Raw genomic sequence first — 12,529 nt, 5'->3', positions numbered from 1 at the left:
ATATCTTCCCCCCTCCCGACGGGAGAGGGAGTTAACATGTGGAGGGATTGTACCGCCTCCGACGCCGAAGTGTTATAACCCGCGTCAAGCCTTTGGCGGTTCTGTCCGGGCAAAGCTCTCGCGGCTAAAAAGCGTGTCTGCCAGTTTCACCAGCAGCGGACGGTCGACGCACCAGCCAGGGGAAACCCGGCGGAAGTTGAGATAGCCGATGGCGCAGGCGATAGCGATAGTTGCCAGGTTCAGGCTGTCGGTTTGAATCTTTCCCTCCCGGATAAGCTGTTCGCACCTGTCCAGGCTACGGCTAATTTTTTCCCGCTGGCGTAACAGTTCCGTTTCCGACTGCTGGGCGGCGGGCCTGGCCTGCTCACGCACGGAGGTTAACGCCGCATCCATAATGCCATCGGCCAGGGCTTCGACTTGCTTCACCGCCAGCGCCGCTTTTGGGTCAGCCGGCAGCATTGCCGGGGCAACGCCCAGCAGCTCGATATACTCCGCAATAATCGGGGAATCGAACCAGTATTCGCCCTCGTCCGTCACCAGCGCCGGGACTTTCCCCAGCGGGTTGTACTGCGCGACGCCGTTTTCAGCGTTGTAGGGCTGTTCATTGATGAATTCAAATTCAATCCCTTTCTCCAGCAGGAGAATCGAGATTTTTCGCACGAAGGGACTGGTGTAGCTACCGATGAGTTTCATTGCCTGATCCTTGATGCCGGAAAAAAGTCAGTATGGATCAAGCGATGAAAAAAGGGCAGGTATGCGTGTCGCATTCCTGCCCTGGAAGGATTAGTGATCGAGATAGAGGTAGTGCATCCAGCTGGTCATACGCAGCAATACTTTACGCATCACCGAGACGTGGGCGAAATGGTCCGAGTAGACCGCCACCTGGGCATAGATACCGTCTGGCAGCGCATCGACCTCCGCATTCGGATCCAGCTCAATCGTACCCAACACGCCGTCCGTTCCCGGCACCACCGTCAGCGACTGCAGCGCGCCCTGCGCCTGATAGGAGCCTCCCGGCACCACCGGCAGAATACTGGTGAGTTTACCGGTAAACACCTGGCCCGGCAGCGCGTTAAACACCACCTCCGCTTCATCGCCCGGCTTCAGACGCAACAACGAGTTCTGACGGAACTGGGCCACGATCTGACGCTTCTGTTCAGGAATAAAGACCATCACCGGACGCAGCGGCAGCGCGGCGGCGTACGTCCCCGGACGGATCAGCACCTGGGTGATATAGCCATCGCTTGGCGCACGGACCACGGTCTGATCCAGGTTGTATTTCGCTTCAGCAAGCTGCGCGCGTAAGGAGGCAATCTGCGACTGTTCGCCGTTCACCATGCTGTCCAGCTGGCTTTGAATCTGCGTCTGTTCGGCAACGGAGCCTTTCACCATCGCATCCTGTGCGAGATAATTTTGGCGCGCGTTGTCGATATCGCTTTCAGAAAACGGATTCACCTTTGCCTGGCTGCCTTTCAGGTAGCGCTGATAATCTTTAAACAGACGATCGCGTTCAGCCGACACGCGGGTGGTATTGGCGACCGCTTCCGAAAGCTGCGCTTTCAGATTGTCGATATTGTGCGTTGCGGTCACCAGGTCGGCCTGGAGTCTGTCGACGCGCGCCTGGTAGCGGCCCGGATCCAGTTTAAATAACACTTCGCCTTTTTTAATTAGCTGGTTATTTTTATCGGTGACTTCACTGACCACCCCGGTAACCTGCGGCGTAATCGGAATAGAAATAACCGCCTTTTGCGCCGTAAAGGTGTACGGATGGTTATAGTTCATTAACAGAATAAGCCCGGCAACAATGAACACCCCGCCTAATGTCGCGGTGGCAAGCGTCCACTGGTTTACCGGAATACGGAATATTTTAAAAATCACCCAGGCAAATGCCACATAGGTCAAAATAATCAACAGATCCATGATTAGCGCTCCAGCGTGTTTTTATCAGCGGCGGGCTGTACCGCGGCCAGCTTTTGTTCTAATTCGGCCACGCGTTTGGCCAGCGCATCCATGCCCGGAACCTCATCAGGCTTGGTGATGTGGTTTTGCATCCCCCAGCCGCGATCTTCACGGTACAGCGTGGCCCATATCCACAGGAACGGCCAGATGGCATGGAGCGTAAACAGGCTAATCCAGCCTGCCGTGTGAATCGCATCGGCATGCGGATGGTTTCGCTTTTTGGCCATATTATAAGGAATGTCATGGATGGCGATGATTCCATAAAAAAGAACCAGAAATACAAAAATCAATACGCCCAGCGCAAAATAGTTGAGAAACATATTCTCCTCACTTAAACAACGTCAACTCATTTAATTAATAAAACAGTACGCAACCTAATTAATTTATTTTGAAATACAGAAGGTATACTGGTTATTTCAGAGCCGGGGAGTATCGTTTTTTATAATATCTCCGTGCAAGTTTATAAGCGTGTCAAAATATATCCTGAATAATAATATACTTAACCTTACAATATGAGCGTAATCCACGTTTTAACTTTTCGCCATACCACACTTCAAAAGTGGTTTTTTAGCTTAACGTGTCGCGCTATGCCATCCTGACGCCGAATCGCTAAGCAGAGTTTGCCGCCGATCGCAGCCGGAGAAATCTGCATAAAAATATTTTGTGAAATCAGTCACAATCCAGAAACAAACCCACAAAACCAAATCGTGACAACCATCACATAAAAGGGGGGTTTTTGCCGCATTTCTCGCCGTCGTATTTTTTTTGCCCACCTTTTTTGTGACTAAGATCACCTCATTGACATCCACACCCCCTACCTTTACGTGACATGCATCACACAAATTTTCACTGTCTGGACAGTTGAACGATTCAGTGCCAGATTTCACAGCATCAGAACAGGGCCCGGCTACCTCTGCCGCCTCATTAACAATAAACCTCGGGCCGCAAGCCTAAGCGTAAACAGAAGAAGGGGTGTTTTATGTCATCCGATTTCAAGATCAAAGTTCAAAGCTTTGGTCGTTTCCTCAGCAACATGGTGATGCCAAATATCGGCGCGTTTATCGCGTGGGGTATCATCACTGCATTGTTCATTCCGACAGGGTGGTTGCCTAACGAAACGCTGGCGAAACTTGTAGGCCCAATGATTACCTATCTCCTGCCGCTGCTCATCGGTTTCACCGGTGGTCGTCTGGTGGGCGGTGACCGTGGTGGCGTAGTGGGTGCCATCACGACCATGGGTGTTATCGTCGGTGCGGATATGCCGATGTTCCTCGGTGCAATGATTGCCGGTCCTCTGGGCGGCTGGGCGATTAAGAAATTCGACGTCTGGGTTGATGGTAAGATCAAATCCGGCTTCGAAATGCTGGTGAACAACTTCTCTGCGGGCATCATCGGGATGATCCTCGCGATTCTGGCGTTCCTCGGCATTGGCCCTGCGGTTGAAGTGCTGTCCAAAATTCTGGCGGCAGGCGTTAACTTTATGGTGGCGCACGACATGCTGCCGCTGGCGTCTATCTTTGTTGAACCGGCGAAAATCCTGTTCCTGAACAACGCCATCAACCACGGTATCTTCTCGCCGCTGGGTATTCAGCAGTCTCACGATCTCGGCAAGTCTATCTTCTTCCTGATTGAAGCCAACCCAGGTCCGGGTATGGGCGTACTGCTGGCGTACATGTTCTTTGGTCGCGGCAGCGCTAAGCAGTCTGCTGGCGGTGCGGCAATCATTCACTTCCTGGGCGGTATCCACGAAATTTACTTCCCGTACGTGCTGATGAACCCACGTCTGATCCTGGCCGTTATCCTTGGCGGTATGACCGGCGTGTTCACCCTGAGCGTGCTGGGCGGCGGTCTGGTGTCTCCAGCTTCTCCGGGTTCTATCCTGGCGGTGCTGGCGATGACGCCAAAAGGGGCGTACTTCGCGAACATCGCGGCCATCTGTGCGGCCATGGCAGTCTCCTTCGTGGTCTCTTCTATCCTGCTGAAAACCAGCAAAGTGAAAGAAGACGACGATATTGAAGCGGCGACCCGTCGTATGCACGACATGAAAGCCGAATCCAAAGGCGCAACCCCGCTGGCGGCTGGCGACGTGTCTAACGACCTGAGCCACGTGCGTAAAATCATCGTTGCCTGTGACGCCGGTATGGGTTCCAGCGCAATGGGTGCAGGCGTGCTGCGTAAGAAAGTGCAGGATGCGGGTCTGACCAACATCTCCGTCACCAACAGCGCCATTAACAGCCTGCCGCCGGACGTTGACCTGGTCATCACGCACCGCGACCTGACCGAACGCGCCATGCGCCAGGTGCCGCAGGCACAGCACATCTCGCTGACCAACTTCCTCGACAGCGGCCTGTACAGCAGCCTGACCGAACGTCTGGTTGCGGCGCAGCGTCACGAAGACAATGAAGTGAAAGTGCGCTCCAGCCTGCAGGACAGCTTTGACGAGAGCAACGCCCACCTGTTCAAACTGGGTGCGGAAAACATCTTCCTCGGTCGCACAGCAGCAACCAAAGAAGAAGCGATTCGCTTTGCCGGCGAGCAGCTGGTGAAAGGCGGCTACGTTCAGCCTGAATATGTCGACGCAATGCTGGAACGCGAAAAACTGACGCCAACCTACCTGGGCGAATCCATCGCGGTGCCGCACGGTACGGTTGAAGCGAAAGATCGCGTCCTGAAAACCGGCGTCGTATTCTGTCAGTATCCGCAGGGCGTGCGCTTCGGTGAAGAAGAAGACGACATCGCCCGTCTGGTGATTGGTATCGCCGCTCGCAACAACGAGCACATTCAGGTGATTACCAGCCTGACCAACGCGCTGGACGATGAGTCTGTCATTGCGCGTCTGGCGAGCACCACCAGCGTGGAAGAAGTCCTGGCACTTCTTAACAAATAAGTCCTCTTCCCTCTCCCCTCTGGGGAGAGGGCTAGGGTGAGGGGAAAAGTTCCTCACCCCAGCCCTCTCGGGTAAAAACATTGATGAAGGTTAACACTATGAAAGCATTACATTTTGGCGCAGGTAATATCGGTCGTGGTTTTATCGGTAAACTGCTGGCAGACGCGGGCATTACGCTGACATTCGCCGATGTGAATCAGGTGGTCCTGGATGCCCTGAATGCGCGTCATAGCTATCAGGTACATGTGGTGGGCGAAAATGAGCAGGTTGAGACGGTATCCGGCGTCAACGCGGTCAGCAGCATCGGGGAAGACGTTATCGACCTGATCGCCAGCGTCGATCTGGTCACCACGGCCGTGGGTCCGGTCGTCCTTGAGCGCATCGCCCCTGCGGTTGCGAAAGGCCTGGCAAAACGTAAAGCGCAGGGCATCGACGCTCCGCTGAACATCATCGCCTGCGAAAACATGGTGCGCGGCACCACGCAGCTGAAAGGCCACGTGCTCAACGCTGTAGCCGACGAAGACAAAGCCTGGGTTGAAGCGCACGTTGGGTTTGTGGATTCCGCCGTGGATCGCATCGTTCCGCCGTCTGAATCCGCCACCAACGACCCGCTGGAAGTGACCGTGGAAACCTTCAGCGAGTGGATCGTGGATAAAACCCAGTTTAAAGGCGCCCTGCCGACCATTCCGGGAATGGAATTAACCGATAACCTGATGGCATTTGTCGAACGCAAACTCTTCACGCTGAACACCGGGCATGCTATAACCGCGTACCTCGGAAAATTGGCCGGTCATCAGACCATTCGTGATGCGATCCTCGATGAGAAGATCCGCGCGGTGGTAAAAGGGGCAATGGAAGAGAGCGGCGCGGTGCTGATCAAACGCTACGGTTTTGATGCTGATAAACACGCAGCATACATCCAGAAAATCCTCGGTCGCTTTGAAAATCCGTATCTGAAAGATGACGTTGAGCGCGTGGGCCGTCAGCCTCTGCGCAAACTGAGCGCGGGCGACCGTCTGATTAAGCCGCTGCTGGGCACGCTGGAATACGGCCTGCCGCACGCCAACCTGGTGAAAGGGATTGCCGCCGCGATGCACTACCGCAGCGAGCAGGACCCGCAGGCGCAGGAACTGGCTCAGCTGATTGATGACAAAGGCGCGCAGGCTGCGCTGGCGCAGATTTCCGGTCTGGACGCCAACAGCGACGTGGTTGTGGAGGCGGTTAACGCATACAACGCAACCAAATGATGCACAGTGCGGCGCAGGTTAACCTGCGCCCAGATAATAGATTGTCAGATATGCAGGCAATAATGGAACAAACCCAGGCCTTTGAAAATCGTGTGCTTGAGCGTCTGAATGCTGGCAAAACCGTACGAAGCTTCCTGATCGCCGCCGTCGAGCTGTTAACCGAGGCGGTGAATATCCTGGTGCTTCAGGTGTTTCGCAAAGACGACTACGCGGTAAAGTATGCTGTAGAACCGTTACTGGACGGAGACGGACCGCTGGGCGATTTATCCGTGCGTCTGAAGCTGATTTATGGTCTTGGCGTGCTCAACCGACAAGAGTATGAAGATGCGGAGCTGTTAATGGCGCTGCGCGAAGAGCTCAATCATGACGGTAACGAGTACACCTTTACCGATGATGAGATCCTGGGGCCCTTCGGCGAACTGCACTGCGTCAGCGCGCTCCCCCCTGCTCCGCATTTTGACAACAGCGACCCTGAGCTCTACGCGATGCAAAAGCTGCGTTATCAACAGGTTGTCCGTTCCACGATGGTGCTCTCCCTGACTGAGCTGATTTCCCGGATCAGCTTAAAAAAAGCGTTTCAGAAGTAAGCCTGCTCACATTGGTGTATCCTTCCCTGTAAATTCCCCGTTTTCAGAGTTATTTGTCATGAAAGAAGTCGAAAAGAACGAAATTAAACGCCTGAGCGACCGCCTGGATCTGATCCGCCACCAGATGGCTGGCCTGTCACTGGTCGAATCCGCCGAGAAGTACGCCGAGCTGGAAAAAGAAGCCGCCACGCTGGAAACAGAAATCGAGCGCCTGCGCGAAGTGAAGGGCCAGAAGCTGAGCAAAGAAGCGCAGAAGCTGATGAACATGCCGCACCGCCGCGCGATCACCAAAAAAGAACAGGCCGACATGGGCAAGCTGAAGAAAAGCGTCCGTGGTCTGGTGGTGGTACACCCTATGACCGAGCTTGGTCGCGAAATGGGCCTGAAAGAGATGACGGGCTTTTGTAAGACCGCGTTCTGATACTTCCCTCTCTCCCTGTGGGAGAGGGCCGGGGTGAGGGCATCAGGCCCCACCCTGCTTCAAATTGGCCCAACCAATCCCCCTTTTCTTTCTTCCCCGGTTCACAATTCCATTATTTCCGCTCACAAACTCATTGCCTGACCATAACATTTGGTTAACCATTCATTGTCATTAACCCTACAACACAACATTGGCAGGACCACTTTTACACAACCTGTGTCGCAGAGTTGAGCGGAGACTCACCCGCAGCGCAGGCTGTCTGGTCCCCAGGAGACCTGCATGAGCCTCTGGCAACAAAACTACGACCCGGCCGGAAATATCTGGCTGTCGAGCCTGATCGCATCGCTTCCGATCCTGTTCTTCTTCTTTGCGCTGATTAAGCTCAAGCTGAAGGGCTACCTCGCCGCGACGTATACCGTTGCCATCGCTCTGATGGTGGCGCTGTTCTTCTACAAAATGCCGGTCGATCGCGCGCTGGCCTCCGTCGTCTACGGTTTCTTCTACGGCCTGTGGCCAATTGCGTGGATCATCATCGCGGCGGTGTTTGTCTATAAAATCTCGGTGAAAACCGGGCAGTTCGACATAATCCGCTCGTCGATTCTTTCCATCACGCCGGACCAGCGCCTGCAGATGCTGATTGTCGGCTTCTCCTTCGGGGCGTTTCTGGAAGGTGCGGCAGGCTTTGGCGCACCGGTGGCGATCACCGCCGCGCTGCTGGTCGGTCTGGGCTTTAACCCGCTCTATGCCGCCGGTCTGTGCCTGATTGTGAACACCGCGCCGGTTGCGTTTGGCGCGATGGGTATTCCGATTCTGGTGGCCGGACAGGTCACCGGGCTGGACAGCTTCGAGATCGGCCAGATGGTTGGCCGCCAGCTGCCCTTCCTGACCATTATCGTCCTGTTCTGGATCATGGCGATTATGGACGGCTGGCGCGGCGTGAAGGAGACCTGGCCTGCGGTGATGGTGGCGGGCGGTTCGTTCGCTATCGCTCAATACCTCAGCTCGAACTTCCTCGGCCCGGAGCTGCCGGACATCATCTCTTCGCTGGTGTCGCTGGTCTGTCTGACGCTGTTCCTGAAACGCTGGCAGCCGGTACGTATTTTCCGCTTCGCCGACATGGGCGCCTCGCAGGTTGATCAAACCCTGGCCCGTACGGGCTATACGGCAGGACAGGTGATCCGCGCCTGGTCGCCGTTCCTGTTCCTGACCGCAACGGTCACCCTGTGGAGCATTCCGCCGTTTAAAGCCCTGTTCGCCCCGGGCGGCGCGCTGTACGACATGGTGATTAACATCTCCGTACCGTTCCTCGACAAAATGGTCGCCCGTATGCCGCCGGTGGTGCACGCTGCCACGCCGTATGCCGCGGTCTATAAATTCGACTGGTTCTCCGCCACCGGTACCGCCATCCTGTTTGCCGCTATCCTTTCCGTAGTGTGGCTGCGCATGAAGCCTGCGGCCGCGGTGCAGACCTTTGCCGCGACCATTAAAGAGCTGATGCTGCCGATTTACTCCATCGGCATGGTGCTGGCGTTCGCGTTTATCTCGAACTACTCCGGCCTGTCATCGACGCTGGCGCTGGCGCTGGCCCATACCAGCCACGCCTTCACCTTCTTCTCGCCGTTCCTCGGCTGGCTGGGGGTGTTCCTGACCGGTTCCGATACCTCGTCTAACGCACTGTTTGCCGCGCTGCAGGCAACGGCGGCCCAGCAGATTGGCGTGTCGGATGTCCTGCTGGTGGCCGCGAATACCACCGGCGGCGTGACCGGGAAAATGATCTCTCCACAATCCATCGCCATTGCCTGTGCGGCGGTGGGACTGGTCGGTAAAGAGTCGGATCTGTTCCGCTTTACCGTGAAACACAGCCTGATATTCACCTGCATGGTCGGGGTGATCACCACCCTGCAGGCCTATGTCTTAACCTGGATGATCCCATGATAGTGATGCCCAGACGCCTGTCCGACGAGATTGCCTCTCGCGTGCGGGCGCTGATTGAAGAACAACAGCTTGAAGCGGGCATGAAGCTGCCCGCCGAACGCCAGCTTGCCGCCCAGCTTGGCGTGTCGCGCAATTCACTGCGCGAGGCGCTGGCGACGCTGGTCAGCGAAGGGGTGCTGGTGAGCCGTCGCGGCGGCGGCACCTTTGTGCGCTGGCAGCATGACGACTGGTCCGAGCAAAACATCGTGCAGCCCCTGAAGACGCTGATGGAGAACGACCCGGACTACAGCTTCGACATCCTTGAAGCGCGTCACGCCATCGAAACCAGTACCGCCTGGCACGCGGCCATGCGGGCAACCGACGCCGACAAAGAGAAACTCATCGCCTGCTTTGAGGCCACGCAAAGCAGCGACCCGGACATCGCCTCCCAGGCGGACGTCCGTTTTCACCTGGCGATTGCCGAGGCGTCGCACAACGTGGTGCTGCTTCAGACCATGCGCGGGTTCTTCGACCTGCTGCAATCCTCCGTGAAGCAGAGCCGCCAGCGCATGTATCTGGTTCCGCCGGTGTTTGCCCAATTGACCGAACAACACGAGGCGGTGCTCAACGCCATTCTGGCCGGTGATGCCGAGGCCGCACGCAAAGCGATGATGGCGCATCTCGGTTTCGTGCACACCACCATTAAACGATTCGATGAAGACCAGGCCCGACAGGCGCGTATTACCCGTCTGCCTGGCGACAGTGATATTTCCAGGGAGAACAAAGCATGATTATTTCAGCAGCCAGTGACTATCGCGCCGCGGCGCAGCGCATTTTGCCCCCGTTCCTGTTCCACTATATCGACGGCGGGGCGTATGCCGAATACACCCTGCGCCGCAACGTGGAAGATCTGTCGGAAGTGGCCCTGCGCCAGCGCGTGCTGAAGAATATGTCTGACCTGAGCCTTGAGACAAAGCTGTTCAACGAAACGCTCTCCATGCCCGTGGCGCTCGCGCCTGTGGGCTTATGCGGCATGTATGCCCGCCGCGGTGAAGTGCAGGCTGCCGCTGCGGCGGATGCCAAAGGCATTCCGTTTACCCTCTCCACCGTGTCCGTCTGCCCGATTGAAGAGGTCGCCCCGACCATCAAACGCCCGATGTGGTTCCAGCTGTACGTCCTGCGCGATCGCGGCTTTATGCGCAACGCGCTCGAGCGCGCCAAAGCGGCGGGCTGCTCCACGCTGGTCTTTACCGTCGATATGCCGACCCCCGGCGCGCGCTATCGTGATGCCCACTCCGGCATGAGCGGCCCGAACGCTGCGCTCCGTCGTTACTGGCAGGCCGTGACCCATCCGCAGTGGGCGTGGGATGTCGGCCTGAACGGTCGTCCGCACGACCTGGGCAATATTTCGGCTTACCTCGGTAAACCGACCGGGCTGGAGGATTACATCGGCTGGCTGGCGAACAACTTCGATCCGTCGATCTCATGGAAGGACCTGGAGTGGATCCGCGAGTTCTGGGACGGCCCGATGGTGATCAAAGGGATCCTCGATCCGGAAGATGCCCGCGACGCGGTACGCTTTGGCGCAGACGGGATTGTGGTCTCTAACCACGGCGGACGCCAGCTTGACGGTGTGCTCTCTTCCGCACGCGCCCTGCCGGCCATCGCCGATGCGGTGAAAGGCGATATTGCGATCCTGGCCGACAGCGGCATCCGCAACGGGCTGGACGTGGTGCGCATGATTGCGCTGGGCGCCGACAGCGTGCTGCTGGGGCGCGCGTATCTGTATGCACTGGCGACGGCGGGCCAGGCAGGGGTGGCGAATCTGCTCAACCTGATCGAAAAAGAGATGAAGGTGGCGATGACGCTGACAGGTGCAAGAACGATTAGCGAAATCAGCAGAGATTCTCTGGTGCAGGAGTTAAGCAAATTACCGGCGGCGCTGGCGCCACTTGCTCGGGGAAACGCGGCCTAAATTCTCCTCCGTTAATACACCTTTTTCTCGCGCCCGATTTTCCCCTCGGGCGCTTTTTTACGCCAAAAATAACATCCAGATAACATATTAGATAAGAAAATTTGACATCCACCTGCCGTCCGCAATTGTATAGACAAGCAAATACAAGAACACAAAAACAACATCAGATCGGAGTGGAGCGTATGGCGTATTCAGGTAAGGTGGATATTCAGCAGGTGATCGATGAGAGTCCTTTTTCAGGGTTTCACTGGCTGCTCATTGTGCTGGGCTTTCTGGTTCTGGCGATCGATGGTTTTGATACGGCGGCGATGGGTTACATCGCGCCTACGCTGTCTGCAGAATGGGGGATACACAAACAGGATCTGGGGCCGGTGCTGAGCGCTGCGCTGCTGGGGCTGTCGCTGGGCGCGCTGATTGCCGGTCCGGTATCGGACCGGATGGGTCGCAAGCGCGTGCTGGTCTTTTCGTGCCTGTTCTTCGGCCTTGCGAGCCTGGGGACGGCCTGGGCGCAAAGTCTGAATACGCTCACGCTGTGGCGCTTTCTGACGGGCCTGGGGCTCGGCGCCGCAATGCCTAACGCCATCACGCTGATCTCCGAGTTTGCCCCCCAGCGCTGTCGCGCCATGGCGATTAATACCATGTACTGCGGCTTCCCTCTGGGTGCGGCGGGCGGCGGCGCGATCTCTTCCTGGCTTATCCCCCATCACGGCTGGCGAAGCGTGCTGCTGACCGGGGCGATTGCTCCGCTGATTTTAACGCTGCTGCTGGCGCTGTTTTTACCGGAGTCCGTGAAGTTTCTGGTGCAGCGCGGGAAAGACGTCATGCAGGTCCGCCGTATCGCCAGCCGGTTCGCCCGCAGCACGCTGGATGGCGTCACGGGCTTTTTCCTGGCGGAGGAGAAAGTCGCATCTAAAAAAGGGAGCGTGTCGCAGCTGTTTTCTATGCCCTGGCTGCCCGGCACCCTGATGCTGTGGGTGACCTATTTTATGGGGCTGGTGATTTACTACGTCCTGCTTAGCTGGATGCCGACGCTGATGCAGGGGATGGGCTATGCTCTGGCTGAATCCGCCTGGCTCACCTCGCTGTTCACCTTCGGCGGCACCGCAGGCATTCTGCTCGCGGGCTGGATGATGGACCGCTGGGAAGCGCATAAAGTGGTCGCGTGTGGTTTCGTGCTGACAATGGGCCTTATTCTTTTACTGGGTATTGAGCATAACCATATCGCTCTGTTTGGCGGGCTGATTTTCCTGATGGGGATCGCGATGAACGGCGCGCAATCGGGCATGCAAACCCTGGCCGCCACCTTTTACCCTACCGAGTGCCGCGCGACGGGCATCGCCTGGATGCAGGGGATCGGCCGCTTTGGCGGCGTGGCGGGAACCATGACCAGCGCCCAGCTTCTCGCTATGCAGTGGCAGGCAGACAGTATTTTAATGATCCTCAGCGTGCCCGCTCTGGTGGCCGCTGCGGCAACCGTCTACAAAATGCTGTACAGCCGCTCGCAGGAACCCGGCGTCGCGTAGTTCCTCTCTTTTCTGC

Annotated in this window: 11 protein-coding genes; 8 read left to right on the top strand and 3 right to left on the bottom strand. The window is 56.8% G+C overall.

Annotated features, from left to right (window positions below; translation table 11 throughout):
• Positions 1-84: 84 nt before the first annotated feature.
• The 3 genes from NI40_RS00675 to NI40_RS00665 form a co-directional block, all read right to left on the bottom strand.
• Positions 85-693 carry a glutathione S-transferase gene (locus NI40_RS00675; RefSeq protein WP_039261138.1) on the bottom strand — a complete coding sequence of 203 codons (609 nt, stop codon included), beginning with the start codon at positions 691-693 and terminating at the stop codon, positions 85-87.
• 90 nt (positions 694-783) lie between these two features.
• Positions 784-1,920, bottom strand: a complete 1,137-nt coding sequence (locus NI40_RS00670; protein WP_033147023.1) for an HlyD family secretion protein — start codon at positions 1,918-1,920, stop codon at positions 784-786.
• A 2-nt stretch (positions 1,921-1,922) separates the two neighbouring features.
• Complete coding sequence (locus tag NI40_RS00665) at positions 1,923-2,279, bottom strand: DUF3302 domain-containing protein (RefSeq protein WP_023334046.1); 357 nt, start codon at positions 2,277-2,279, stop codon at positions 1,923-1,925.
• A 659-nt stretch (positions 2,280-2,938) separates the two neighbouring features.
• On the opposite strand from NI40_RS00665, the gene NI40_RS00660 reads away from it, so the two are divergent.
• The 8 genes from NI40_RS00660 to NI40_RS00625 all read left to right on the top strand — a co-directional run bounded on the left by NI40_RS00660 (position 2,939) and on the right by NI40_RS00625 (position 12,513).
• Entirely contained in the window at positions 2,939-4,846 is a 1,908-nt protein-coding gene (locus NI40_RS00660) for a PTS mannitol transporter subunit IICBA (RefSeq protein WP_039261137.1), read from the top strand.
• 98 nt (positions 4,847-4,944) lie between these two features.
• On the top strand, positions 4,945-6,093 hold the full coding sequence (gene mtlD, locus NI40_RS00655) for a mannitol-1-phosphate 5-dehydrogenase (protein WP_032665121.1): 1,149 nt from the start codon (positions 4,945-4,947) through the stop codon (positions 6,091-6,093).
• A complete protein-coding gene (mtlR, locus tag NI40_RS00650; protein WP_033147025.1) occupies positions 6,090-6,680 on the top strand; it encodes a mannitol operon repressor MtlR in 591 nt (196 codons plus the stop codon). The genes mtlD and mtlR overlap by 4 nt, the downstream gene beginning before the upstream one ends.
• 58 nt (positions 6,681-6,738) lie before the next feature.
• Complete coding sequence (locus NI40_RS00645; protein WP_039261135.1) at positions 6,739-7,101, top strand: YibL family ribosome-associated protein; 363 nt, start codon at positions 6,739-6,741, stop codon at positions 7,099-7,101.
• 279 nt (positions 7,102-7,380) lie between these two features.
• Positions 7,381-9,036, top strand: coding sequence for an L-lactate permease (gene lldP, locus NI40_RS00640; protein ID WP_032650757.1), 1,656 nt, complete (start codon positions 7,381-7,383; stop codon positions 9,034-9,036).
• Positions 9,033-9,806 carry a transcriptional regulator LldR gene (gene lldR / locus NI40_RS00635; protein ID WP_023294814.1) on the top strand — a complete coding sequence of 258 codons (774 nt, stop codon included), beginning with the start codon at positions 9,033-9,035 and terminating at the stop codon, positions 9,804-9,806. The genes lldP and lldR overlap by 4 nt, the downstream gene beginning before the upstream one ends.
• Positions 9,803-10,990, top strand: a complete 1,188-nt coding sequence (lldD, locus tag NI40_RS00630) for a quinone-dependent L-lactate dehydrogenase (RefSeq protein ID WP_039261133.1) — start codon at positions 9,803-9,805, stop codon at positions 10,988-10,990. The genes lldR and lldD overlap by 4 nt, the downstream gene beginning before the upstream one ends.
• A 182-nt stretch (positions 10,991-11,172) precedes the next feature.
• Complete coding sequence (locus tag NI40_RS00625) at positions 11,173-12,513, top strand: MFS transporter (protein ID WP_039261131.1); 1,341 nt, start codon at positions 11,173-11,175, stop codon at positions 12,511-12,513.
• Positions 12,514-12,529: the final 16 nt, after the last annotated feature.

Origin of the sequence: Enterobacter sp. E20, assembly GCF_000801755.2 — a bacterium.
Classification (GTDB): domain Bacteria; phylum Pseudomonadota; class Gammaproteobacteria; order Enterobacterales; family Enterobacteriaceae; genus Enterobacter; species Enterobacter asburiae_B.
This window is presented reverse-complemented; position numbering and strand designations above follow the sequence as displayed.